Raw genomic sequence first — 24180 nt, forward strand, 5'->3', positions numbered from 1 at the left:
TTGGGCTAGCCTTTGACAGAGCCTTGTGAAAGCCCTGCGATAAAATATTTTTGCAAAAGTAAAAACATCGTGACCATTGGCAGCATCGCAATGAGTGCAGCTGCCCCAACGAGCTGAAGCTGATGCTGATTTTGACCAAAAAAATGGGATAAGGCGACTGTGAGTGTATGCATCTCTTTATCTTGCAAAAAGAAGATAGCAAATTGATAGTCGTTCCAAATATACACGCAGGCAATAATTAATACAGAAGCGGTAATGGGCTTCAGAAGCGGAAAAACGACTGTGAAAAAAACTCTGAGTGTCCCTGCACCATCAATACGGGCAGCTTCTTCAAGCTCCTTTGGAATTGTCGACCGGATAAAGCCTGCGTATAAGAAAATTGTCAGCGGCAAAAAAGCAGCCACATAATTTAAAACAGCAATTTGATAGGTGTTCATCATCCCGATTTGAACGACCATTTTATAGAGCGGGACAAGGGCTGTAAGCGGTGGAATGACCATAATGGCAATAAATAAAACATAGACTGCTTTATTCAGCTTTGTGTTCCTTCTTGCAAGCGGATAGGCTGCAAGAGATCCAAAGATAATGAGCAATACAGCGGAACTGAACGTAATGATCACTGTATTCAAAAAGGACTGGCCAAGCTGAGCCTCTGTCCATGCTGTGCGGAAGTTTTCAAGATGCAGTGCTTTCGGAAACAGCCATTTTGAACTGAAATCTCCTATCCCCTTTAATGATGTCGTCACCAAAATATAAAATGGAATGAGGTGCAGCAATGTGATCAATAGTGCGAGGAAGGAGTACCATTTTTTCTTGCGCTTATAGGCGTTATCCATCACACCTCGGTCTCCTTTCGTTTGAAATAAATCAGCGCTGCGACACTAATGACAAGGATAATGACCGCCATGAAAACCCCTTGCGTCGCTGCATAGCCTGCATCCTGGCGTTTGAAGTACAGATCATACATAAAGGTCGACATGGATTGCGAGGAATCTCCAGGTCCGCCGCCCGTGAGTGCCACAATGACATCAAAGAGCTTGAGCCCGCCAATGACATTCAGCACAACATTAATGGTGATCGACGGCATAAGCAGCGGCAATGTAATCCGCCTGAATTGCTGGAAGCTCGATGCGCCGTCTAATTGAGCCGCTTCATAATAATCCTTAGGAATACTTTGAAGTCCTGCTAAATAAATGATCATCGCAATCCCGACGAATTGATATGTGTTGACAAGCACAATGATCCATGTGTTAAATTGCGGGTTGCCGAGCGCATTTATTTGATCAAATCCAAAAAGCGTCACCACATCATTTAAGGCACCACCTTGGTAAGCAAACACAAAATACCAAATATAGCCCATCGCAATCGGGCTGATCATGACAGGTAAATAGATGACCGTTCTTGTGATGGCTTTCATCTTTAATCTTTGATTTAATAAGAGAGCATACCCAAGTCCGATGATATTTTGTAAGACAGTGCTCCCAATTCCATAGAGAAGCGTGTTTTTGACAACAAGCCATGTCGCTTGATCCTGAAGCAGCCTTTGATATTGCCCAAGACCAATCCATTGATAAGTTTGTGAGAAACCGTTCCAATTCGTAAAAGAAAGCTGAATGCCGTTCAAAAAAGGATAAATGATAAAGGTACTGACGACGAGAACAGCTGGCATGTACATCCACCAAAGTGATGAATTCTGGCGTTTTTGTATCTTTTGTTTTGGTAAAGAGGTGAATGCGGCTGGCTGCTTTGCTTTTGTGATGTCATTCATTGGCTTCACTCCTGTTTCAGCATCCATCGGCTATTGTTTTTTCAAACGCTTATATTCCTCTTCCATTTTCTTTGATAACTGTTCTGGTGTGATGGAGCCTGCTAATAATTCTTGACCCGTTGTTGCCATGACCGCCCACATTCCGCTTGGTAAGTATTTTCGATCGAAATACGGTTCAATCTTCACCTGTTCGTATTGATCGTAAAATGCAGAGTAATAGTTTTTCGCTTTCACTTGTTTTAGAGCTGTTTCAGAGGATGTGCCCTCGGCGATTTTTTTTGCGTTTTCAGGTTTTGCTAAAAAATCGATGAATTGTTTTGCTTCTTTTAGATGCTTAGAGTCTTTCCAAGCAGCAACAGTAAAACGTTCTCCGCCAATCCAGCTTTGTTCATCTCCTTCATGAATGGCTGGAACAGGCATCGTGCCTACTTTGATCGATGAATTCAGCTCTGTTGCTTCAGGTCCTAAAGATCCTCCGACAAAGGTGAAGGCGATTTTGTTTTGTGCCATGAGTTCAGGCGCTTGAGAGAGTTTCGCTGTCAGGACATCATTGTTTAAAAGGTCTTGATCCTTCAGATCTTTCATGAATTGTGCAAGCGGTGTATAGAGAGACCAATCAAATGATCCGTTTTCAAGTTCCTTTCCGTATTGATGCTTTTGATCGGTGATTAATAAAGGCGTCGCCAGCTCATCAAAGACTTGGGCAATATTTGAGTTATCTCCTCCTGGTATCCAGAGCGGCACAACATCTCCTTTGCTCTTTTCTTTCACTGTCAGCAAAGCAGATTTTAATTCATCAAGTGTTCTAGGGACTTCTATGCCATATTCCTTTAATAGATTGGCATTAAAGCTAAGCCCGTCTTTTGCTTGATTCAGCGGGTAAGCGTACACTTTCCCATCTTGGTCTTTTAAAATTTGGTCGAGTGAAGGATCAAGCTGTTTGACCCAATCCATCTCTTTTAAATCAGCCACATACTCGCTATAGCGCAGTTTGGCCCAGCCATGTGTATCAAACAGGTCTGGCATATCGTTTGCTCCCATTTTGACGCGGATCATATCTTCATAGCTGTTGCCTGGGAAATTAGCATCGATTCGAATCTGCTCATGCTTCTTCTCAAACTCGCGAATGACTTCTTCAAACGCTTTTCTTTCCCCGCTGTTGCTCATTGTTGAAAATAGCGTCAAGGTGACCTTTCCATTTGCTTCAGATGAGCTGTTATTACCGCAAGCAGACAAAATCATGGTCAAGAAAATGGCTGCAGTCAGCAGCATGATTTTTTTATTCATGGTTTCCTCCTTTTGATCACTGAAAATTCAGACGATTATCGGTAGAATTCATGCAGTTGCGGAAACAAAGGAAGTCCATTATACTGGAATTCTATTCTTTTCAAAGAGATAAGAGAGCATAGCGGCAGGCTGCCTTGTTCTTAGCATGATCTGGCCATCATGCTAAGCAGCTTGCTTTCTGCTTTTTTGTCTCTTTTTTGTTAGCTGAAATCTATGGTTCACCCCCTTTCATGGATGAGACATGTACTGCCTCGCTCGATGAGTGTTGTTGGTACGACGACTTTCAGAGGAAGTTTTCTTCCGTTTATTCTCTCAAGCAAAAGCTTCAGACCGACTTCCCCCATTTCTTCTGTATATACTTTGACGGTCGTAAGCGGCGGGCTTGAAAATGACGCGGCTTCAATGTCATTAAACCCAACAATGGATACATCTGAAGGCACGTGTAGACCGGCTTCATGCAGAGCGCGCATTGCGCCGATTGCCATAGAGTCACTTCCAATGAAAAAGGCTTGCGGCAGTTTTCCCTTTTTGATAGCTTGCTGCATAAGCGTATAGCCTTCTTGCATGGAGTATTCACCAATGTGGATGTCTTCCATATGAAGAGCGCCCGCCTCCTGCATTCTTTTCATAAACGTCGTTTGTCTTTCGTCCTCAATCACAGCATTACCTTCGAAATAATGCTCTCGCTCTTTCCCGCCAATATAGCCTAGATGTGTATAGCCGAGAGATTGCAGATGACGAATGGCGCGATCTGCCGCTCTGACAAAATCAACATGTACACAATCATACAAATCTTCATCCGCATAATGATTGATAAAAACAATGTGTTCCATTCGATTTGTCATTTTTTCAACCGTATCGGGGCTGATTCGTCCAATGACGATCAAGCCGTCAATTTCCTTTAGCATCGCCCCTTTATCCATGCTTCTTAGGCGAAAGGTATGGAGAGTGGACAGGCCTTGTTTGGCATATTCTTTTTCAATTCCTTTTCGAATCGATGAAAAAAAGGGATCATTTAATTCTTCGTCAATGGATTGAGCGACAACGACACCGATGACTGGGGATTCAGATGGGCTTTTTTCTTCTGCTTGATCGGCTTTTCTTGCTCTCACTGGGGTATAGTTTAACTTCTTAGCAATGTCGAGGATGTTTTGTCTCGTTGCGTGTGAAACGGCAAGCGTTTGATCGCCATTTAACACACGGGATACAGTGGAAACGGACACTTTTGCATCATGAGCAATATCTTTGAGTGTGGTCATAGGCAAACTCCTCATCGTTATTTGACTAAATATTTACTAAAGATATTTGAAGGATAACACATAAATAAAGCGCTTTCAATTATGAATTTTTGATTTTTATTTTGTTTTTGGGTAAGTTTTGGTGAATGAATTGTGTTTTAGTAAAATTTGCGTAAAAAAGAGGATGGTTTTCATCCTCTCTTTTACTAACGTGATTCGATTGAGGCTGTTTCTTTTGCAAATATTTGCTTCATTCTTTCCCAAGCAGTGTCGAGTTCTTTATGAAGTCCAAATAAACCTGAGGTGCCGATGATGTAGATCTCATTTCCAGCCTCAGCAAGCAGCCGGAACGTGCTCTCATTACAAGAGCCGTCTACTTCAATTGAAAACGAGTATCCTTCGTGTTTTTTGATATCTTTCACCTGTTTAATTTTCTGAAGCATTTCTTTAATAAAAGGCTGTCCGGCAAAGCCTGGATCGATCGTCATGATCGTCACTCTGTCTATTAAATGAATAAAGGAATCTAATGCTGCAACAGGTGTGGCGGGATTTAGAACAAAGCCAACCTCACATTTTCTTTGGTGAATATGGCGTATGATTCGAAAGGCATCTTTTTGCACGACTTCTGGGTGTAAACAAATCATCGTTGCGCCTGCATCAATACATGCATCGATTAAAAATTCCTGCGGATGTTCGGCCATTAGATGAACATCAATCGGTAAATTTGTCAGTTTCCGAAGCTGTTCAATGAAAAAGGGTGATAACGTAATATTCTTCACATAATGCCCATCCATCACGTCGACATGGTACCGGTCTGCTCTCGTGTTGAGAAGATGAATTTGTTCACGGAAATGCGTTAGATCCATGCACATCAGTGAAGGTGAAAAAACGGCTGTCATTCTCAGGCTCCTCCTTTTTACAGTTGAAATAAAAACTTGATCAATCCAATCAAGATTCCGATGATACCAAAGTCTGTATCTCCAAACGTTGTCCCTTCAAAGCCAAGGGTTCCTAACACAGGTAATAAACAAGCAGGTAAAAAGGAAAGAAGCAATCCATTTACAAAGGCCCCAGCGACAGCCCCTCTAACCCCTCCAGTTGCATTGCCATACACGCCTGCTGTAGCACCGCAAAAAAAGTGCGGGACAAGACCTGGGACAATGACAGTTAAACCAAACAAAGGTAAAAGAAAAATGGATACGATGCCTCCTGCAAAGCTGCATAAAAAACCGATAATGACCGCATTAGGCGCAAATGGAAAAACGGTTGGCGCATCAAGTGCCGGCTTTGCCCCCTTCACGAATCGATCGGCAATCCCTTTAAATGCAGGCACGATCTCGCCAATGGCCATCCGTACCCCTGCTAAAATAATGTACACACCAGCAGCAAACGTAATCGCCTGAATGAGAATGAAGACAGCGAAGTTCGTGCCCCCGCTAATTTGTTCTATATAAGGAATTCCTGCAAACGGTGCAATTGCAAAGAACAGTAAAGCCATCGTAATCGAAATGGCAACAGATGTATCTCTTAGAAAACCGAGTGATTTAGGCACTTGAATGGTTTCCGTTGATTTTTCAGGAGAACCAACCCATTTGCCGATCATTCCCGCAGTAAAATACCCGAAAGTACTGAAGTGTCCGAGCGCGAGATCATTGCTTCCTGTGACTTTCCTCGTAAACGGCTGAAGGATTGCGGGTGCAATGACCATAGCTGCACCTAATATCATTGAGCCAGTAGAGATGAGCAGCCATCCGTGCAGGCCGGCTGTCGAGAGAACGACGGCGAGCATAGCCGCCATATACAACGTGTGGTGACCAGTCAAAAAGACGTATTTAAAGGGTGTGAATCTTGCAAGTAACAAATTGACCAGCATACCAAAAATCATGATAAGTGCTGTCTGTGTACCGAATTCCTTTTGAGCAATGGCGGCCATAGCATCTGTATTTGGGACAACCCCTTGAATGTGAAAGGCTGCTTCAAACATCTTTCGAAAAACCCCAAGTGAATCAGAGACGACTGTAGCGCCCGCCCCTAATATTAAGAAACCCATGGTTGTTTTCAAGGTGCCTGACACAGTGTCTGCAGCTGATTTTTTCTGTAAAAGTAAACCGGCTAGTGCAAACAAACCGATGAGAATGGCAGGTGTGCCCAATATATCGTTCATGATCAGTTCTATCATGATGTGAATCCCCCTTTTTCATGACTTAAATATGTTGACGAAGGACGTCTTTAATGGCTTCCTGGTCTAACAAATTGTTTAAGCCAGCCACATTTCTTGTGCCGTCATTCAGTTGGTCAATAATATCAGCTGCTCCGATATAAAGGTCTGCTTGTTCATTTTTACTTGTACTGAGATCGGTATGATCCACTTCAGCTTTAAGACCTAATTCTTCTAATGCTTTTTTGACATTCATTTCTACAATAAAGCTGCTTCCTAACCCGTTTCCACATACAACAAGAATTTTTTTCATTTTCTCACTCCTCCTTTATACTTGTGAAAATTGGTCGATTAGTTTTTGAACCGATGCTAAATCTTCTGCTTCAATCAATTGTTTCGTCCGTTTCTCTTCACTTAACAGCATGGTCAGCTGTTTGAGTGCTTTCAGGTGGCTCATGCTGTCAATAGCCGCTAGCACTATGACGAGCCGCACCTGCTTTTTTCCATCCTTTGAAAACGAAATGGGCTGTTTGAATGACATGAGTGTCATGCTCAATTTGTTCACGCCGTCCTCGGGCCTTGCATGTGGAATGGCCACTTGTGGTGCAATGACAATATAAGGACCATTTTGATGAACAGACTGTATCATGGCTTCTACATAACTTGGTTTAATAGCATGTTGATTAAGTAAAGGCTGCGCCGCTTTTGTAATCGCCTCTTGCCATGTGTCTGCTGTTTGGTGGAGCTTGATGGTTTGTTCTGTTAATAAATCATTTAACACTGGATTCCACCCTTTCTGATAGGATACATATGTGGGATAAAGCAGCTCCCGAATATCATGAAGCAGTGCTTGTTTATTTTGTACGATGGTATGCTGCTGAATGATGTTAAATAAAGCGTTTACATGCCCCTCTTCAATCTTCGTTTCTGAGCCTTTCCCGTATTGAAGTAATGTTTTTTTCTCATAGGCAGTTAAAATAGGATGAACGAGATGAACTGGTTTTCCTTTAAACGAAATAGGTGTTGTGGACACAACGAAATCTGCATCAACGGCTGTTAATTCTTCATATGCACGCTTTGATAACAGTCCGCGTACTTCAATGTAGCCGATTAATTCGAGAAGCTGAGTTTTCAGCATGTTACTTGTGCCGATTCCTTCTCCGCAGACAATGTATACAGAACGCCTGACAATGGATGAAATTCCTTCTCTTCTCATCCAGCTGCCAAAATGCATGGCGAGATATGCAATTTCATGGTCACTCAACTTTGAACAGGCCGCCTTTTCTAAATGACAAGCAACTTTTTGAGTGATTTCAAACACTTCTGGCTGTGCCTTTTTTATAGAATCCGTCAATTCATTGATGATACCAATGTGATAGATGAGCCTGTAATAAGCTGGAATTAAATGCATTGTTAAGTTTTGCTCCAATGCTTTTGGTTCTTGAAAGGTAATACAAGCATATCTCTGAAAGTCAAATATCATTTGTCTGGCGATGGTGCGAATGAGATGTTCTTCTGGTTTTTTAATTGATGGAAGTTTTTGTTTTTTGGCACTGAGCCATAAGGTGCTAAGAAAATAGATCTCATCATCATGAACAATGAGACTGGCCTCTTTTTGAATCTGCGCCATGAAACGAATAGCAGCCAAACATTCCTCTGTTTCCTGCAATGTTCGCTTTTCTTCGTTTGAAATGTGTACAGCATGCCCCAGCTTCATCCGCTTGAAGTAGAAAAAGAGATCCAAAGAGAGCTGTTCCAGCATCTCATCTGCAAATTCAAGCTTAAGTTCTTGTTCTGACTGCTGGAGGAGATGGTGTACCCGTTTGGATGAAATAGGTCCCTTTAACCAAAACGACGGAAACGTTTTTTCGTTTTTTATCATGGTGCGAATGAAATGTATATAAGGTTTGAGTGCCAATCGAATGACCCTTTCGTCTCCTGAAATGACATAGCCGCTTGCTGCCTGATAGCGAAGTGTGATCTCCTGCTTTAAAAGCGCTTCTTTTAGCTGTTTCATATCCTCGAGCAATGTATTTCGGCTCACCTTTGTCATCTTCATAAAATCATCAATTCTTAGGCAATGCTGGCTGCATGCAATGGATAAAAGCAAAATGGCCCTTCGTTCCTTTACACATGGTTCATAATCGTGACCAATAAGAATGGTATCAGCTTTTTGAATAATGACTTCTTTTTCATGAGGGTTTAAATAATAGCCAAGTTGGTTTCTTCGCTGCACACCACTAAGCTGATGAGTTTCCAGCCAGCTGTTCATTCGTTTGATTTCAGCGTAAACGGTTCGAGTCGAGACATTCATTCGATTCTGTAAATCTTCTATTGATAGATAAGATGTCGTATGAAGCAGCATAGATAGTAACGTCGTGCCCCTTTTGGTTAAGTACAGTTGGAATTCCTCCCTTCTTCCCTTTGGTTATAAGTCTAATCAACTCACATGCATCAAAGAAGCCCAAATGTCTTCAGCACGTGCTGTGCAGCGATTGTGTGCTCTTTTCATTAAGAAAAACACACTATAAGGCTTGTATACAAAGAGTCCTTTGTCTTTTTTACGTGTTTAAGGAGCAATAAAAGCAAAAAACCTTGATTGGTATAAAGCCATTCAAGGTTTTTTCACTTCTTATCATCTTTTATTTTTCCTATACGTGACGATCAAAATTATTTGTTGTTTAAACTAAATCCGAAATCCAAATAGTTTTCAAATGAAAGACAGATACACCAATCCCCTTCTAATGATATAAAGTAGTGATGCTGTGGGATATCTAAAAAATAGACTAGTAACTCTTTTAAATGTTTTAATTCAAACTGGTACCCAAACTCTGTAAGGTTATCCCCTATGTAAATTACTTGTAAGTCATTAGCTAAATATTTTTCTTTTAATTCAGTTATAAATAGAAGAGCATCAGAAAGTAACGATTCATTATTTGAGCTCTTACTATGGTGTTTATTGGTTTGTAACCAATTTATTTTTGAACCAGCAAAATCAAATTTTTGTTCTATTAAATCTAAATAAATTTCTGGATTTTCATGTACTTTGACATATATAAGTAGGTCTTTTAATTCCAAATCCTTTATTAGATCTTCATCATAAGAATTCAATAAAATGAACCCCTTTATCTAAATGTATTTATTTAACTACCTTCTTGTCAAAATTCATAGGAATCGCTGTGAGGTCTAACCAGCATTGATTATGGACAATATAGGAGGAGTCTCTCTTGTAAACCTTCCAAGATTTCTACAGGCATTTCCCTGACCTTGATATCATCGCCTAGGAAAAATAGCCAATTTGTTATTTCGGTTATTTCTTCTGTATGATTAACATCGATAAAAGTCTTTAAAATGGCTGTAGTTTGGTAAGGATTCGTATAAGAAATTGACATTTTGAAAGGATGGTATTTTTTGAACTGTGCAATTGCCTTTGGACCAAGTTCAAGGACAAGGTTAATTCCTTCTTCCTGTTTACTTAGTTTTTCTAAAATCTTTTTCCTGCTTAATCGAATATTTGTAGAGCATGGTTCTACATCTGTGAGATGGTCGACAGGCAAAATCCGTTTCTTCTCCTCCTTTAAATCAAAGCCTTCGATCAGCCACAGGCTTTTTTCACGATAAAGATTCAAGAGGTAAATAGGATAGGACTTCATCACGTTCTCCTCTCTTATGGTAATCAGTAAATAACGATCCAAAATAAGCAGTTGGATTAATTTTTCTAACATGGGATGAGGGAGATCTGCCAAATCAAGCAGATCAGGATTATTCGGATTAGTCCCTTCAAATAGTAAGAGGCGATTTAACAGAACAAGGTCATCTTGCTGGGTTTCTGAGATGAGTCCTAGTAATTTTTCAGCTAAAGACTGACGACTCTTTAAATAAGGGAGTTGTTGGTTTCTCGTAGCCATAAAGGCAATAAAAAGAGCTTTAATCTCATTATCGGTAAAACGAACAGTTGGCAGGACAGAGTTGTTCATCACAAAATATCCCCCGTCCCTTCCGACTTCTGCGACAAGCGGCATCCCCATAGCTTCAATTTCTCTGATGTCTCTAATTGCTGTCGAACGAGAGATATTAAATTCTCTCATGATTTCAGAAATTGTAAAGTTGGCGCGGTTGTTGATATACCGCATGATGGTATTAATCCGTTCAACTTTTTTCATCTGGCCCCCTAAACAGTATCATTTTTTGACATGGTTTAAGCCTATTATATATTTATCAAGTGAAAAGAAAAAACATTTGATCAATTTTTCAAAAGGAAGTGTTGAATATGGCAGATTATATACTAGAACAAAAAGACAGCTTTCACGTGTTAGGTATTGGAACTGAACTTAAGAGTCATTACACAGACTATGCGGGCATAACGAAAGAAAAAGCAGAATTTTGGCAAGCAGTCACAAAAGAAGGTAAGCTTGACACCTTAAAAGCCATTGCCTCAAATGACTATATTTTTATCGTAAACGAAGCGGTAAATAACAAGATGATGCATTATGTCGGGGTCATGACAGAGGAATCGTTACCAGAAGCGGACAGAGTAATTCAATTTCCTAAAGGGGAATATCTAATCGTTAAAGGGGAAGCTAAAACCGCTGATGAATTGCATCAAACTCTTACTGGTATTGCATTTGGTCAAGTCTTGCCTGAAGCAAAGAATTTCGCCTATGTTGGTGGACCAAATGCAGTGGTAGAGATGGGGCAGCGAAACGACTTATTACTTGGTGAGATGTGGATTCCTGTTGTAGGAAAATAAGAAGGATATGGAGGGATAGAAATGGCCTATATCGTTGATTTTAAAAATGTGTCTACGATTGGTTTAGAGTCTTCACCTGTAGCAGACGCACTTGCTGGCTTACGAGCGAATGAGGCTCGTTACTTTATGAACAAATATAAGCATGAATTTACAGTATTACCTGCCAGCGAAAGTCAGGAGACCCTTGATTATGTGAACCGAGTGTTAAAAGAAGAACGTGAACTAGAGTTTGCAGCCAAACCTTTAGAAACGGCAAGTTTTCAAGTAGAAAATATCAAATGGACCTACGTCTTTTATGAGGATGGTCTTGCAATTAACGTCCTGTATACAGTGGATGACCCGAAAAAACGTGCTGTTGGTTTTAAGCTTTCTGAAGGGATGGAAGTGCCAAAGGAATTAGAAGGGAAATTTAAATTTGCTAGGCAGAAGTCTAAACTAGCTGGAACGATTCGTGGGTCATATTTTAAAATTAAAGGGGAATATTGAACTCGAATTTGTGAATCTGATGAAACAAATAAATTAAAATTATTTCCCCCTTCTAAACAGAGCAGCATTCTCTATGCATTATTAGAGGATGTTTTTCTGTTTATTGTACCAACTTTATTTTCTTATGAAGAAGTTATACGATGAGGTCGATCCCCTTTTGGTCGTTTTTTTAATTTGAAGTCCAATAACACAAAAAGACTTGTAAGGCATTAAGCCAATCAAGTTTTTTTTGCGTAATCTCATTAAAAACGAACTAATTTGAATTCATCTTTGAAAGAAAGTCTTGAAAAATTACTTTTACTAGTGAATTCTCAGTAGTAGCCACTACATGATTTACACGTTCTAAAATTTGAGGATGCTTCAATATCAATTTCTTTCCTTCTTCAATTGGGAAACTTCTCAATGTATCAATACAAATCTCAAATAATTCTTTATCATTAGTATTCAACAAATCTATTAAAATATTTAACTCATATTCATTGCACTCATTATCCAGGCAATAAGCAATTTTACGCTGCCACTCTATTGGTTTATTAAGCACCTGATTTGATAGTTCTTCCCAGTCATTTAGGCTAAAATCAGAGAGTATCTCACTAGCAATCAAACACCCGTCATCATACCATGAATCTACTGTTGTATCAACAGATAAAAGATTATCTAATTCTCTAAACATATTGAATCCCCTAATTATGAAATTACTCTGAGGACACATTCGAGTACCTACAGCCCCAAAAATTGATCATAAACGAGTAAAACTGAAGAAACTAGCGATGTTAATTTGTTAGTAATTAAGTATCTACTATTTTATTTCCACCAGTTGGATGTAATTTCTTTCAAATGAAATTCTATAAAATCAATCACTTTGGTATAGTCATCCGAGCTGAATTCCTGAATAGGATTGTCCCAATCTGTATTTTTAACTATTAGAACAATATAGTTACCATCAGAAGATAAATCGGGATACCACCCTAAATCCAACGTTATTGATGATTTCTCATGATAAAGTTGTAATAAACTTTCAGTGAACATAAACCATCTATCATCTTCTGTTTCTAACTTTTTAGGGTCAATTTCCCTGAAATTATTATAACGTACAATCCAACCTTCAGTTATTCTTAAAGGATGAATGTTGAATACAGGGACTTCGAGTTTTATATTTCTTCTCATTATTCTCCAACTTATTCATAAATTTGATAGTAATTTAAGTCCTAATTTATTATTTAGCCTATAAATTATCAATTAGAATTGTCTTTAATCATTCTACTAATTTCAATACTTAGTTGCTCAACTATTTTCAGAGGTTGCTTCTGTCAATTGGCCAATCTATATTTTTCAAAAACCTTCCTTAACACCTCGCTAATAGTTTTCTTATCCTGAGGATACTCTGTAATGTACGTGTTACAGGCGTGCTCAAGATAATAGTAGAATGTCTGATAATCAACAATAACCTCATCATCATGAAGTGCAAATAGTACTCCATGAAAGGGCTCCTCGTCGGGTTCCAGATCATTTGGAAATGTGCAATCCACATCGTTAATTCCATAACCTACCCCCGTAGATAAATGCTGAACAATATTTACAAAGCTATCATCAGTAATGGCATTGAAAAAAGCCACCACAGGAAAGTGTTCATCTCTTAACATTTGAGTTTCTAAAATTTTTTTTAACATACTATCTGAATCCTCCTACCTATAATTCAGGATAAAACGAGGTCACTGCCCCATCCTTATCTGTATAACCTCTCCATTTTATACCTTGTCCATCATAACCTTCCCATTCTCTCCCTAAAACACCTTTTGAAGAAGCATTATTTACAGCTTCTTTTCCTCGTTTAATAAAATCTTCATCAGAAATTAACTTAGGATCATAAACAGTTTTATCAAATGGCTTTGCTTTCCATCCAATTTTTTGACCTGTTTTAGCATCTAAAGAAGGAACTTGGTAAGTTATTTTTTCCACTCCTGGCAAAGCATCATGCTTCTTAACATTTAATATATTTACATCATTTTTCATAAATTCATCTTTGTTATGCGCCCCACCAATTCCTCTTCTCCTTGGAACATTGGGATCAACTTTTCTTATATGATCTTCTAAGTTAGATGAGAACTTAACTTTTTCCCTACCCGTAATTCCCATCTTCCCCCGAAAGCCTTTCGCCCCAAACGGCAAAAGCATCCCCAGAGCCGCGTTCATACTCGCTTCCTGCTGTTCTTTAGAAATTTTATTTCCAAACATATCTCGGCCAGTGATCGCTTCGCTGAAGCCGTTGGTGGCGGTGAGGCCGTATAAACCTTTTTGGGATGTCTTTAGGGCGTCAAAGGATTTTTGTGATGTCTTGTAAATGTCGACTGCCCTGACCGCGGCTGATGTGGCTTGGGTCGTTTTATAGACAGCTTTTCCGCCTTTGAAAATGCGGCCTGCCCAGCCGACGATTGGGATGTAGCCTGCGGCTGCCATGCCGCCTGCCGCGACTCGCTGGCCTGCGGTGAGTTCCTCGCCTGTGATTGGATCAACGCCTGTTGCGGCACGTTTTGCATCGTTCACGCCAGTCAGTTCATTCACGATGTTTCCACCATAATCGAGGGCTTTTTCATACCAAGGGCGGTTGGCGAGGGCTTCTTGTTCCTTTGCGGTCTTGCGGGCTTCTTCTTGTTCTTTTTTGATTTTCAGATATTCAGCAGTTTGCTTCTCAATATCGCTTTTTGCCTTGTAAATTTCGCTATTTTGATACGCTTTCTTATCAAAATTCATAGGTGAAATCGCTTTTCCGTCATTTGTCGCATTCATCATTTCAGCATACAATGCCATTGTAGCTTGCTGCTCCGTCTCTGACAAAGCATATTCATCTTTTAAATTTTGATCAAGCTCTCTTAGTTCTTTGACCGTCTTTTTTCGTTCATCTTCCGCATCTTCTATTTTTTCATCAAAGGTTTGGCTATCAAATACCTCTAGGGAAATGAGGTCATCAATGTCTTGAAAAATCGTTTTGAGTGCCTTTTTTTGATCCTTCACAATGCTTTTGGCATTCTTGATGCCCATATGTACTGCGTTGTCTAAAAAGTGTTCTTCTACAAAGGTATCGCCGCCAAAGCTCGTATCATCCAGTGTCCCAGAAACACCTTCATGAAAGGCTTTTTGCTTATCAATGAAGCTGATAAACATGTCTACATTTCCAGCGAGCTCTTTATAGAAACTTTTAATGTTATCTGCACCTTTCCCAGTGAAATCATCACCGAGGTTGGCAACACCTTGTAATGCCTTTTTTAAATCTATCATTTGTTCGCGGAGTTCCTGATAGTGTTTTGCCCTTGTGTCCATGGCACTGGTTAGTGCTTTTGCATCAAGTATCTTCCCCAGCAGAATTCACTCCTTCCTATTCATTGACAAGGTCAATTTTACCAATAAAAATTTTGTCATTAAATAGGAATATTGATACAAAAAAACAGTACTTATTATGTAAATGAACAATGTTTCAATAGAATACTTTAGCTCCACTTTTGTCAGTAATAATTATGATGCGATATTTAGAACATCTTTTAAATAAATATTTTTTTAAGCTACTTCATTATAAAATTGTTATAGAGCAATTCCATGGTAAGGAAGATGTCACTAGTCGAGGCAATCCCTACATGAATTAGGAATGCACTTAGAAAAAGCACACCCGCATCAGTGTACTTTTTACGATTTAGACTTCAGCAATTGCAGCTCTTGCTCCATGATATCTGCTGCTTCAGTTATAAATTGAATAATTAAATCTAATTCTTCTGCTTTGTATTCGTTTGTAAGCTGTTTAGTTGATGCTGATAAGGATTGGAAAAGTTCTTTCACTTGTGATTTTCCTGCTGTTAGTGGGACAATGATGACTCTTCGTTTGTCTTTTGGGTCCTTTTCTCTTTTGGCGTAGCCCGCTTTTTCAAGCCGATCAATAAGAGCTGTGACCGCACCTGAGCTAAGACCTGTTTTTTCACTTAATTCTCCTGCTGTGAGAGGACCGAGTTCGTTTAATAAATCGGCGGATTTGAGATCTGTTGGAAAAAGGCCGAGCGATTGAGCGGCCGCTTGGTGGAACAAGACGGTTCGTGTGGCGAGGCGCCTCATTGTATGGATGATCTGGGCTGCTCTGTCTTCAGCCTCGTTCTTTATTGACAACTTGTTCTCCTCCCTTTAAAATCAATTTATCTTGATCATCAAGATAAATGTTCTCTTACTTTATGGTTAAGTTGATCATAGCAAAAATAATGAGAGAACGTAAGCAGGAGGTAAATGAAATGAATCAGGTGGATAAAGGCAAGGCATCCACTCGCTTTGTTGTCATCGGTTTGCTGTTAGGGATTTTTATGGCAGCGATGGACAATACCATTGTTGCAACAGCAATGGGAAGCATCGTAGCAGATTTAGGCAGTTTTGATAAATTTGCTTGGGTGACGGCTTCTTATATGGTGGCAGTGATGGCGGGAATGCCTATTTACGGAAAGCTTTCTGATATGTATGGTCGAAAGCGTTTTTTTCTGTTTGGACTTATTTTCTTTTTAATTGGATCAGCGCTGTGCGGTATCGCACAAACGATGGATCAGCTCATTATTTACCGAGCCATTCAAGGGCTTGGGGGCGGTGCACTTCTTCCGATCGCATTTACGATTATCTTCGACATCTTCCCGCCTGAAAAGCGCGGAAAAATGTCTGGTATGTTTGGAGCAGTCTTTGGTTTATCAAGTGTACTCGGACCGCTTTTAGGTGCTATTATTACGGATTCGATCGGCTGGCATTGGGTTTTCTATATTAATGTGCCAATTGGTATTGTCAGTGTCTTCTTGATCGCTAGATACTATCAGGAATCGCTTGAACATCGTAAGCAGAAAATCGACTGGTCAGGTGCTATTACACTTGTCGTTGCGGTTGTCAGCTTAATGTTCGCGCTTGAGCTTGGCGGTAAATCTTATGCTTGGGATTCGGTGCAAATCCTCACACTTTTTGCTGTGTTTCTTGTGTTCGGTACGATCTTCTTTATTGTTGAGCGTAAGGCTGAAGAGCCAATTATCTCATTTTGGATGTTTAAAAATCGATTATTTGCAACATCTCAAATTTTGGCGTTTTTATATGGCGGGACATTTATTATTCTTGCTGTCTTTATTCCTATTTTCGTGCAGGCGGTGTACGGTGAATCTGCGACAAGTGCAGGGTTCATTTTAACACCGATGATGATTGGATCAGTCATTGGCAGTATGATTGGCGGAACGATGCAGACGAAAGTGCCTTTCAGACGTCTTATGACTATTTCTGTCATTTCATTTTTCGCTGGGATGCTGCTGCTTGCCAATATGTCACCAGATACAGCAAGACTGTGGCTCACACTCTTTATGATGATATCAGGCTTTGGCGTCGGGTTCAGCTTCTCCCTTCTGCCGTCAGCTTCAATGAATGATCTTGAGCCGCGTTACCGAGGCAGTGCAAACTCGACCAATTCATTTATGAGATCACTTGGAATGACGCTCGGTGTTACAATTTTCGGAACGATTCAAACCAATGTGCTGACAAATCGTTTAGCTGATGCCTTTAGCGGAATGAAAGGAGCCCCTTCTCAAATAAGCGATCCACAGGCTATTTTCCAAGAAGGTGCCCGCTCACAAATTCCGACTGATATTTTAAATAAAGTCATCGATGCGATGTCACAAAGTATTACGTACGTATTTTTGCTTGCATTATTCCCGATTGCACTTGCGGCGATTACGGTCGTATTTATGGGAAATGCACGGGTACGCACATCTAATGAAATGAAGGAAAACGAATAATGTGAAAAAGCAGAGCGATAGCGGCTCTGCTTTTTTTCTTATTGATATAACGGATGGGCTTTGCCCTCACTGCCAACGATTCGTATTTTCGATTGGACCATGTCTTTCGCTGCTTGTTTTGCTTTTTGTAAATACATACGCGGATCTAAGCTTTCAGGTTCGTTTGAGAAATGATCACGTATCGCTTCGGAATATGCATTTTTCAGTTCAGTTGAGACATTCACCTTTGCCATTCCAAGTGCAACGCATCGCTTGACATCCTCATCTGGTACAGCGGAACCACCGTGCAGGACAAGTGGTACATCGACCAACGCTGCAATTTGTTCAATGCGGGCAAAGTCAATATTCGGCACCCCTTTATAAATGCCATGGGCAGTACCAATCGCAGGCGCTAAAGTAGGCACCCTAGTTTCTTCTACAAATTGACGGCATTCTGATGGAACGGCTTTTTCAGCATCTTTTTCATCGACGACGATATCATCTTCTACGCCGCCTACCTTGCCTAGCTCTGCTTCGACATTCACACCGACTTTTAAGGCAAGATCCACGACTTCTTTTGTGCGGCGTACATTTTCTTCATATGAATGCATAGATGCATCGATCATAACGGATGTATATCCGGCCCTGATACAGGTGAGAATCACATCAAAGTCTGTGCAGTGATCCAGGTGAAGACCGATTGGGATTTGATATTGATCAGCCGCCGCCTTCACTGTATCTGCAATTGCTTTTGCTCCAAGAGATTGAACCGTTCCAACCGTTGTTTGCAAAATCACAGGTGACTTTAATTCTGCAGCAGTTTCGAGCACCCAATAGATACTGTCAAAGGAGTGTACATTGAATGCCACAATTCCGTATTTTTCTTTTTTCGCAGCCTCAAGCATTGGTGTTGTTGAAAGTAAAGGCATGATCAAACATCCTCTCTAGTTAAAATATCCGTTTCTAATACAGCAAGCATGTCTTCATTTGTTCTTGTTTCCAGCAGTTTTTGACGTTTCGTTTCATCCATTAAGCCTCGTGAAAGGGCTGAAAGAGCTTTTAAATGAGTCGTCCCTGCTTCACTTTTAGGGATCAGTAAGGATAAGAAGAAAAAGCAAGGCTTCCCATCAAAAGCGTCCCATTCAATTCCTGTTTCCGTGCGGACGATCACAAGTGCTGGTTTCGTGATGGCTTCTGTTTGTGTATGCGGAATGGCAAATCCATCTTGAAATCCGGTTGTACTAAGTGCTTCCCTTTCCGCTAAGCCTTTTTTGACATCCTCTGGTGAGGTGCAAATACCTGCTTTGTAGGCAATGTCAGCAATGGCTGCGAACACGCCAGCCTGTGAAGAAGCTGTTTCGTGAAGATTCATATAGATATGTTCCATCATTTCTCCTCCTCCGTTTTAAACTGCGGGGTTGTCTATTTTTTTACGGTAAAGTCCGTAGAGAATCGCACCTACTAGTGAGCCGATTAGTATGGAAAGCACCCATTGGAATGCACCTGTGACAACTGGAAGAACAAGGAATCCACCATGCGGAGCTGGAACCTGTACGCCAAACAAATATGTCAATATAGCAGAGATGGCAGAGCCAAACATGATAATTGGCAGGACAACGACCGGGTTTTTGGCCGCAAATGGGATGGCTCCTTCTGTAATATGTGTCGCTCCTAGAATATAGTTGATTGCCCCTGCATTTCGTTCTTGTGGCGTGAAATGTTTTCGGAAAATCGTTGTGGCAATCGCAATGATAAGCGGCGGTGTGATACATGCTGCTGACACACCTGCCATGAAGTAAAGGTTACCTTCTGCAAGTAAAGCCGTTCCTGTGACATAGGCTGCTTTGTTAAAGGGTCCGCCCATATCAAATCCACACATTGCTCCAACAATTAAGCCTAAAAGCAGCGGATTTGTGGATTGTACAGATGAAAGAAAGTCCATTAAGGAATTATTTAGCCCTGTGATTGGAACTAACAACGGGGTCATGACAGCCCCAATTAAGAAAATACCGATGACAGGATAGATGAAGATTGATTTTAATCCATCAAGTGATGCTGGTAATTTTTGAAGCAAGAATTGAAGCAATAAAATGATATATCCTGCTGCAAAACCTGCGATAATACCACCTAAGAATCCAGCACCTCCATCATTTGCAAGGAGACCACCTATAAATCCGACGACCATCCCTGGGCGTTTTGCGATCGAATCAGCGATAAATGCTGCTAAAATTGGTACCATTAAGCTGAAGCCAAGTCCTCCAATGCTTTTCAAATAGGCAGCAAACGGATGATACGTTTCGTGCTTAGGATCAGCAGAGTAGATACCAAATAAGAAAGAAAGGGCAATTAAGACCCCGCCTCCAACGACAAATGGCAGCATGTGTGATACACCATTCATTAAGTGCTTATAGATGGTGTGTATCCATTTATTTGCCGACTTTTGTTGAGAGGATGAAGGAGCAGATGGTTTTTCTGTTCCAGAAGCTCTTCCTTTCACTTGATGAACGGGAGCATCTCCATTTATAATGCTCTGGATCAGCTCAGCCGGCGTGCGAATGCCTTTGGCTACAGGCACTTCAATCAGTGGTTTGCCGTGAAAACGATCTGTATTTACATCTTTGTCAGCTGCCACAATGACCCCATCTGCTTCCATAATGTCTTGATCAGTTAAAGCGTTTTCAATTCCTACTTGACCATGCGTTTCGACTTTAATGTCGACCCCTAGCTGCTCAGCAGCGATTTTTAATGCTTCAGCTGCCATAAATGTGTGTGCAATACCTGTTGGACAGCCGGTTGCAGCGACAATTTTTTTACGGCTCATGTGTTATTCCCCCTTATATCTTCTGAATGTGTACTTGCTCAATCAATGAATCAATATCTTGTAAATCACTTAAGCCTTTTGAAAACGCAGTGGATGCTCCCGTTGCAATGCCGTAGCGTAAGCATTCTTCAGGTGAATGTTCTTCAAGGTGTTTACTAAGAAAAGCTGCGAGCATCGCATCTCCAGAACAAGCTGTGTTTACGACAGTGCCTGTTGGTGCGTTTCCTTTAAACACTGCGTCCTTCGTAATGAATAAAGCCCCTTCTCCCCCGCGGGAAATAAGCACTTGCTCTGCACCCATCTCAATGAGCTTCTCTCCTGATTGAATGAGTTCTTTTTCTGACAAAGGATGTGTTTTGCCGAAAAAAGCTGCAATTTCTTCTTCATTCGGTTTTAATAAATACGGCTTGTATTGAAGCGTCTCAAGAACAGCTGCTGAGCTTGTGTCTAAAATGAACTTGACCTTCTGTTGATGACAAATAGCTGCTACTTCTGAAAAGATGCTGGCAGGAACGCCTTTTGGCAGACTGCCTGACATGATGAGGATGCCTCCCTGCGGGATAGCCGCAATTTTCTCACGAAAGGCGTGAAGCGCTTTTTCTTCAATCGCTGGGCCTTGATTCACGAGCTTGTATTCTTCTGTCGTATTAATAAAAACATTAATGCGTGTAATGCCTTCAACCGAGATAAAATCGGTCTGAATGGAGAGATCCTTTAAAGATTGTTCAATATAAGAGCCTGAAAATCCAGCAATAAATCCTAGTGCAGTGCTGGTGAAGCCATATTTCTTTAGCATAATTGACACGTTCACGCCTTTTCCATTCGGCTGATAATCTTCATCTTCTGTGCGATTGACTGCATTTGCCCGCATTTCTTTTAATGCAATATATAGGTCAATAGCAGGATTTAAGGTGCAGGTATAAATCAATTGGTTTCACCTTCTTTCTTTTCTCTAAAGAAAGTATCTCATACGATTCAGTGAAAATGTTTTCAGAATGTGTAAAGGTTTTCATGAGAAAAAGCCTTCCAGATCAAAGTCTCGAAGGCTTTCTTATTGGTTATTTCATTCGGATCACATAGGCGTCAAGTAAAATACGGGCAATGACATGAAGAGACAGGCGGGATCTGACTTCATAATCTGGGAAGAAAGATTGTTCCCCTTTATATCCGACTAGTGTCATATCTGATATTTTGCTTAATGTAGAATCTATTCTTGTCGTCACCGTAATGGTTGTGACTTGCTTCATACTGAGGTTTTGACACGCTTCAACAAGCTCAGCTGTTTCGCCATTTAATGAAACAAAGATGGCAAGCTCACTTTTTTCAATGTCTCGCGATTTCAGCCGAATGATATTCGGATCGTCGTGTACTTCACATGTTTTCCCGATGAGCTGTAATTTGATGGTCATTTCTTTGGCGATCATCTCTGAGAAGCCTCTGCCGAAAATATAAATTTTGTCTGCATTATGTATTTTTTGAACGGCATCTTCAATTTGTCCAATACTTTGCAGCTGTATCGTTTTTAAAACCTCTTCTTCATTTTTCCGAATTGCTAGTTTGATGTCTTCATCAATATTTTTGAGCTGGTCGCTTGCATCTGTCATTTTCTTTTCTTGTTTCAATCGATATTTAAAGGATGTATAGCCGTTATAGCCAATTTTTTTCATCAGTCTGACAATCGTGGCCGTTGATACATTGGCTCTTTCGCTTAAAGTGACAATGGATAAGGTGGAGATATCCTCTAAATGCTGGTGAATATAATTGAGTAAATATCGTTCTGTTTCACTTAACGTTTGATATACATCACTTGGGATGTTAAATAATGATTCATTCAAATCGATTCCCCCTTATTCATTTCATACTATAATTAAATGCCCAATAAAAACAAGATGATTCTTTTGTCATGTATTTAGATGAAAGGCGAAAATGAGTGAAATTTTATTTTTGACATAAACTAAAGAAAAGTTGTGTCTATGTGAAAGGAGCTGATCCGTATGCTTCATCTTTTGTTTTATCTGATCCTTCTCTATGTCGTTTATGTCTTTTTGACCGCATTTGTTTTGTTTTATTTACCGATCCAAAAAACATGCAAAGAACATTGTATCTATAAAGCTTCTTCGATCTCAGGAGACGATCAGGGCACAAATCAAGTGATGCTTCTTGACGATGGATTTGTGTCCGGTCAGGCCAGAATCCAAATGATTCGTGAGGCAAAGAGGAAGATCCGCCTTAGTTATTATTCCATCCAAAAGGGGAAAACAGCCGAATGGGTACTAGGTGCTTTAATTGAAGCTGCTGATCGAGGGGTGAAAGTTCAGCTGCTTTTAGACGGCATCTGCCACAGTTTGCGTGGACCGCTAAAAGATTTACGATATGCCGTGGCAAATCACCCGAACATGGCCATTCGTTTTTATGAGCCCTTTCGGTTATTTAAGCCATGGACGTGGCATAACCGCCTTCATGATAAGCTGCTGCTGGCAGATGGCCGAGTGGCTGTGATGGGCGGAAGAAATATCGGTGATAAATACTTTGCAGATCAGCCCCCTAAAGATTTTGCATTTGACCGCGATGTGCTGCTTTATAACGACAAAAAAGGAAAAGTATTAGATGAAATGGAGCAATACTTCGTTTATTTATGGAATCATGACTTTACGAAAAGAACAAAAGCTGTGTTCTCCAAACAAAAAGCAAAGAAAGGCTTAAAACTAAGAAAGAAACTGCTTAGATCCTATCAGGAGGCAATGCATGCGAAAGAACCTTTTGTGATGTCGTCTTTTAATTGGGCAGCAGATGGCACCTCAGTAAAGCAGATTGCATTTTTTACAAATCCTGTGGAGCGTTTCAATAAGCGTCCTCTTGTGCTCAAAAAACTAAACGATCTAGCCCACCGGGCAAAGCGTTCTGTGCTCATACAGACGCCTTATGTCATCCCCACACGACCCATGAAAGACGGCCTTACTCCCTTAGCCAGCGGGATTCAAACGACAGTTGTCACGAATTCTCTTACAGCGACGCCAAATCCGTTAGCTTTTGCAGGTTACTTAAGCACGAAAAAGGAACTGATGAAAACAGGCGTTCATTTGTACGAATATGAAGGCCCGTATTCCATTCATGCGAAATCAATGGTCATTGATGATTATTTAAGTATTATTGGCACATATAATTTAGATGCGAGGTCTAGTTTTTTAAATACAGAGTCAATTTTGGTCATTGATAGTGCCCCTTTTGCGCTATCACTTACTCAGGCAATAGAACGTAAAATTTCCTATAGTATACTTGTCGCGAAGGACAAAGCAGCCTATAAAGCGGAGTCCTATGGGCAGAAAAAAAAGCCTTTGATGAAAAGGCTCCTTTTAAATGGTTTATCCGCGATAACTGTTCTATGGCGGCGGTTGATCTAAAGGGCAGCTTACTCTTGTGGCAGCCCTTTTTCTTCTGATTGATCCTCTTCTGCTGACTCCAATTTGGTCAATTTAAACACCAGAATCCCCGCAACAATCACAATGACACCTAATAGTTTTGCGGGAGAAAATTCCACTTTTTCTAACCCAAGCCAGCCAAGCGAATCGAACAAAAGCGCGGAGCCGAGCTGTGAAATTAGGACAATCGAGATTCCATAAGTCGGACCGAGACGTTTGATGCTTTGAACGAGGCAGATGACCACCCCTACTCCAATGGCTCCGCTAATCCAGTACCACGCTTCCATATGTCTTAATTGAAACATGCCGGTTCCTTCTAGCAAAAGACCCATCAAAAGTGAAGCAATAAAGCCCATACCTAGAACGAGAGTGGTCGTTGACCAAGAGCCTGTCTGCTCATTGACCTTACTGTTAAAAATGGTTTGTAAGCTGACGAGTGCGCCAGCCGTGATGGCTAATCCTATTCCTATGATCATGTCTGAATC

The 24180-nt window shown here is 40.6% G+C and carries 25 protein-coding genes; 4 read left to right on the forward strand and 21 right to left on the reverse strand.

Annotated features, from left to right (window positions below; genetic code table 11):
• Positions 1-5: 5 nt before the first annotated feature.
• The 10 genes from MHB41_RS09035 to MHB41_RS09080 all read right to left on the reverse strand — a co-directional run bounded on the left by MHB41_RS09035 (position 6) and on the right by MHB41_RS09080 (position 10614).
• Complete coding sequence (locus MHB41_RS09035; RefSeq protein WP_340900329.1) at positions 6-836, reverse strand: carbohydrate ABC transporter permease; 831 nt, start codon at positions 834-836, stop codon at positions 6-8.
• Positions 836-1768, reverse strand: a complete 933-nt coding sequence (locus MHB41_RS09040; RefSeq protein WP_061109981.1) for a sugar ABC transporter permease — start codon at positions 1766-1768, stop codon at positions 836-838. The genes MHB41_RS09035 and MHB41_RS09040 overlap by 1 nt, the downstream gene beginning before the upstream one ends.
• Before the next feature lie 30 nt (positions 1769-1798).
• Positions 1799-3055, reverse strand: a complete 1257-nt coding sequence (locus MHB41_RS09045) for an extracellular solute-binding protein (protein ID WP_061109953.1) — start codon at positions 3053-3055, stop codon at positions 1799-1801.
• Between the two features lie 218 nt (positions 3056-3273).
• On the reverse strand, positions 3274-4314 hold the full coding sequence (locus MHB41_RS09050; RefSeq protein WP_061109954.1) for a LacI family DNA-binding transcriptional regulator: 1041 nt from the start codon (positions 4312-4314) through the stop codon (positions 3274-3276).
• A gap of 185 nt (positions 4315-4499) precedes the next feature.
• Complete coding sequence (gene alsE / locus MHB41_RS09055; RefSeq protein WP_034283513.1) at positions 4500-5192, reverse strand: D-allulose 6-phosphate 3-epimerase; 693 nt, start codon at positions 5190-5192, stop codon at positions 4500-4502.
• 17 nt (positions 5193-5209) lie between these two features.
• Positions 5210-6472, reverse strand: coding sequence for a PTS ascorbate transporter subunit IIC (locus MHB41_RS09060; protein WP_046311308.1), 1263 nt, complete (start codon positions 6470-6472; stop codon positions 5210-5212).
• A gap of 25 nt (positions 6473-6497) precedes the next feature.
• Complete coding sequence (locus tag MHB41_RS09065) at positions 6498-6764, reverse strand: PTS sugar transporter subunit IIB (RefSeq protein WP_024425192.1); 267 nt, start codon at positions 6762-6764, stop codon at positions 6498-6500.
• A 15-nt stretch (positions 6765-6779) separates the two neighbouring features.
• Positions 6780-8852: a BglG family transcription antiterminator gene (locus MHB41_RS09070; protein WP_340900381.1), complete on the reverse strand. Its 2073-nt coding sequence runs from the start codon at positions 8850-8852 to the stop codon at positions 6780-6782.
• Positions 8853-9121: 269 nt separating this feature from the next.
• Entirely contained in the window at positions 9122-9562 is a 441-nt protein-coding gene (locus MHB41_RS09075; protein ID WP_340900323.1) for a rhs-associated protein, read from the reverse strand.
• An 89-nt stretch (positions 9563-9651) separates the two neighbouring features.
• A complete protein-coding gene (locus MHB41_RS09080; protein WP_061109958.1) occupies positions 9652-10614 on the reverse strand; it encodes an HTH domain-containing protein in 963 nt (320 codons plus the stop codon).
• Positions 10615-10721: 107 nt separating this feature from the next.
• Between MHB41_RS09080 and MHB41_RS09085 the strand changes: the two genes are divergently transcribed.
• Together MHB41_RS09085 and MHB41_RS09090 are read left to right on the forward strand one after the other, a co-directional pair.
• Positions 10722-11201 (forward strand): GyrI-like domain-containing protein, encoded by a 480-nt coding sequence (locus tag MHB41_RS09085; protein WP_061109959.1) that lies wholly within the window; start codon positions 10722-10724, stop codon positions 11199-11201.
• Between the two features lie 21 nt (positions 11202-11222).
• Positions 11223-11687: a hypothetical protein gene (locus MHB41_RS09090; RefSeq protein ID WP_061109960.1), complete on the forward strand. Its 465-nt coding sequence runs from the start codon at positions 11223-11225 to the stop codon at positions 11685-11687.
• A gap of 253 nt (positions 11688-11940) precedes the next feature.
• On the opposite strand, the gene MHB41_RS09095 is transcribed toward MHB41_RS09090, so the two are convergent.
• The 5 genes from MHB41_RS09095 to MHB41_RS09115 form a co-directional block, all read right to left on the reverse strand.
• Positions 11941-12360 (reverse strand): hypothetical protein, encoded by a 420-nt coding sequence (locus MHB41_RS09095; RefSeq protein WP_034283530.1) that lies wholly within the window; start codon positions 12358-12360, stop codon positions 11941-11943.
• Between the two features lie 131 nt (positions 12361-12491).
• The gene (locus tag MHB41_RS09100; RefSeq protein ID WP_034283531.1) at positions 12492-12854 is read right to left on the reverse strand and encodes a hypothetical protein; all 363 of its coding nucleotides are present in this window, start codon (positions 12852-12854) and stop codon (positions 12492-12494) included.
• A gap of 143 nt (positions 12855-12997) precedes the next feature.
• The gene (gene cdiI / locus MHB41_RS09105; protein WP_235362245.1) at positions 12998-13357 is read right to left on the reverse strand and encodes a ribonuclease toxin immunity protein CdiI; all 360 of its coding nucleotides are present in this window, start codon (positions 13355-13357) and stop codon (positions 12998-13000) included.
• Between the two features lie 19 nt (positions 13358-13376).
• The gene (locus MHB41_RS09110) at positions 13377-15047 is read right to left on the reverse strand and encodes a T7SS effector LXG polymorphic toxin (RefSeq protein ID WP_275816964.1); all 1671 of its coding nucleotides are present in this window, start codon (positions 15045-15047) and stop codon (positions 13377-13379) included.
• Positions 15048-15365: 318 nt separating this feature from the next.
• A complete protein-coding gene (locus tag MHB41_RS09115; RefSeq protein WP_046312274.1) occupies positions 15366-15785 on the reverse strand; it encodes a MarR family transcriptional regulator in 420 nt (139 codons plus the stop codon).
• 170 nt (positions 15786-15955) lie between these two features.
• Here MHB41_RS09115 and MHB41_RS09120 point away from each other — a divergent pair, with 170 nt between their 5' ends.
• The gene (locus MHB41_RS09120; protein WP_197172895.1) at positions 15956-17476 is read left to right on the forward strand and encodes an MDR family MFS transporter; all 1521 of its coding nucleotides are present in this window, start codon (positions 15956-15958) and stop codon (positions 17474-17476) included.
• A 38-nt stretch (positions 17477-17514) separates the two neighbouring features.
• On the opposite strand, the gene MHB41_RS09125 is transcribed toward MHB41_RS09120, so the two are convergent.
• The 5 genes from MHB41_RS09125 to MHB41_RS09145 form a co-directional block, all read right to left on the reverse strand.
• A complete protein-coding gene (locus MHB41_RS09125; protein ID WP_268414591.1) occupies positions 17515-18384 on the reverse strand; it encodes a class II fructose-bisphosphate aldolase in 870 nt (289 codons plus the stop codon).
• Positions 18385-18386: 2 nt separating this feature from the next.
• On the reverse strand, positions 18387-18845 hold the full coding sequence (locus MHB41_RS09130; protein WP_024427781.1) for a fructose PTS transporter subunit IIA: 459 nt from the start codon (positions 18843-18845) through the stop codon (positions 18387-18389).
• A gap of 15 nt (positions 18846-18860) precedes the next feature.
• On the reverse strand, positions 18861-20276 hold the full coding sequence (locus MHB41_RS09135) for a PTS fructose transporter subunit IIBC (RefSeq protein ID WP_268414592.1): 1416 nt from the start codon (positions 20274-20276) through the stop codon (positions 18861-18863).
• Between the two features lie 13 nt (positions 20277-20289).
• Positions 20290-21204 carry a 1-phosphofructokinase gene (gene pfkB, locus MHB41_RS09140; RefSeq protein WP_098677258.1) on the reverse strand — a complete coding sequence of 305 codons (915 nt, stop codon included), beginning with the start codon at positions 21202-21204 and terminating at the stop codon, positions 20290-20292.
• 130 nt (positions 21205-21334) lie between these two features.
• Positions 21335-22111: a MurR/RpiR family transcriptional regulator gene (locus MHB41_RS09145; RefSeq protein WP_024425669.1), complete on the reverse strand. Its 777-nt coding sequence runs from the start codon at positions 22109-22111 to the stop codon at positions 21335-21337.
• Positions 22112-22270: 159 nt separating this feature from the next.
• Between MHB41_RS09145 and MHB41_RS09150 the strand changes: the two genes are divergently transcribed.
• Positions 22271-23677, forward strand: a complete 1407-nt coding sequence (locus MHB41_RS09150; protein WP_340900235.1) for a phospholipase D family protein — start codon at positions 22271-22273, stop codon at positions 23675-23677.
• Between the two features lie 8 nt (positions 23678-23685).
• Here the strand turns inward: MHB41_RS09150 and MHB41_RS09155 are convergent, their stop codons facing one another.
• Positions 23686-24171: a DMT family transporter gene (locus tag MHB41_RS09155; protein ID WP_025093180.1), complete on the reverse strand. Its 486-nt coding sequence runs from the start codon at positions 24169-24171 to the stop codon at positions 23686-23688.
• Positions 24172-24180 lie beyond the last annotated feature (9 nt).

Source organism: Bacillus sp. FSL H7-0578 (genome assembly GCF_038630855.1).
In the GTDB taxonomy this organism is placed as follows: Bacteria; Bacillota; Bacilli; order Bacillales; family Bacillaceae; genus Bacillus; species Bacillus safensis.

Excerpts from the sequence above, each read along its gene's own strand:
- MHB41_RS09045 (WP_061109953.1), bottom strand. The coding sequence starts at position 3,055 with ATGAATAAAAAAATCATGCTGCTGACTGCAGCCATTTTCTTGACCATG.
- MHB41_RS09085 (WP_061109959.1), top strand. The coding sequence starts at position 10,722 with ATGGCAGATTATATACTAGAACAAAAAGACAGCTTTCACGTGTTAGGT.
- MHB41_RS09065 (WP_024425192.1), bottom strand. The coding sequence starts at position 6,764 with ATGAAAAAAATTCTTGTTGTATGTGGAAACGGGTTAGGAAGCAGCTTT.
- alsE (WP_034283513.1), bottom strand. The coding sequence starts at position 5,192 with ATGACAGCCGTTTTTTCACCTTCACTGATGTGCATGGATCTAACGCAT.
- MHB41_RS09125 (WP_268414591.1), bottom strand. The coding sequence starts at position 18,384 with ATGCCTTTACTTTCAACAACACCAATGCTTGAGGCTGCGAAAAAAGAA.
- MHB41_RS09115 (WP_046312274.1), bottom strand. The coding sequence starts at position 15,785 with ATGAGGCGCCTCGCCACACGAACCGTCTTGTTCCACCAAGCGGCCGCT.
- MHB41_RS09135 (WP_268414592.1), bottom strand. The coding sequence starts at position 20,276 with ATGAGCCGTAAAAAAATTGTCGCTGCAACCGGCTGTCCAACAGGTATT.
- MHB41_RS09130 (WP_024427781.1), bottom strand. The coding sequence starts at position 18,845 with ATGATGGAACATATCTATATGAATCTTCACGAAACAGCTTCTTCACAG.
- MHB41_RS09095 (WP_034283530.1), bottom strand. The coding sequence starts at position 12,360 with ATGTTTAGAGAATTAGATAATCTTTTATCTGTTGATACAACAGTAGAT.
- MHB41_RS09035 (WP_340900329.1), bottom strand. The coding sequence starts at position 836 with ATGGATAACGCCTATAAGCGCAAGAAAAAATGGTACTCCTTCCTCGCA.
- MHB41_RS09050 (WP_061109954.1), bottom strand. The coding sequence starts at position 4,314 with ATGACCACACTCAAAGATATTGCTCATGATGCAAAAGTGTCCGTTTCC.
- MHB41_RS09040 (WP_061109981.1), bottom strand. The coding sequence starts at position 1,768 with ATGAATGACATCACAAAAGCAAAGCAGCCAGCCGCATTCACCTCTTTA.
- MHB41_RS09060 (WP_046311308.1), bottom strand. The coding sequence starts at position 6,472 with ATGATAGAACTGATCATGAACGATATATTGGGCACACCTGCCATTCTC.
- MHB41_RS09120 (WP_197172895.1), top strand. The coding sequence starts at position 15,956 with ATGAATCAGGTGGATAAAGGCAAGGCATCCACTCGCTTTGTTGTCATC.
- MHB41_RS09100 (WP_034283531.1), bottom strand. The coding sequence starts at position 12,854 with ATGAGAAGAAATATAAAACTCGAAGTCCCTGTATTCAACATTCATCCT.
- MHB41_RS09150 (WP_340900235.1), top strand. The coding sequence starts at position 22,271 with ATGCTTCATCTTTTGTTTTATCTGATCCTTCTCTATGTCGTTTATGTC.
- cdiI (WP_235362245.1), bottom strand. The coding sequence starts at position 13,357 with ATGTTAAAAAAAATTTTAGAAACTCAAATGTTAAGAGATGAACACTTT.
- MHB41_RS09155 (WP_025093180.1), bottom strand. The coding sequence starts at position 24,171 with ATGATCATAGGAATAGGATTAGCCATCACGGCTGGCGCACTCGTCAGC.
- MHB41_RS09090 (WP_061109960.1), top strand. The coding sequence starts at position 11,223 with ATGGCCTATATCGTTGATTTTAAAAATGTGTCTACGATTGGTTTAGAG.
- MHB41_RS09080 (WP_061109958.1), bottom strand. The coding sequence starts at position 10,614 with ATGAAAAAAGTTGAACGGATTAATACCATCATGCGGTATATCAACAAC.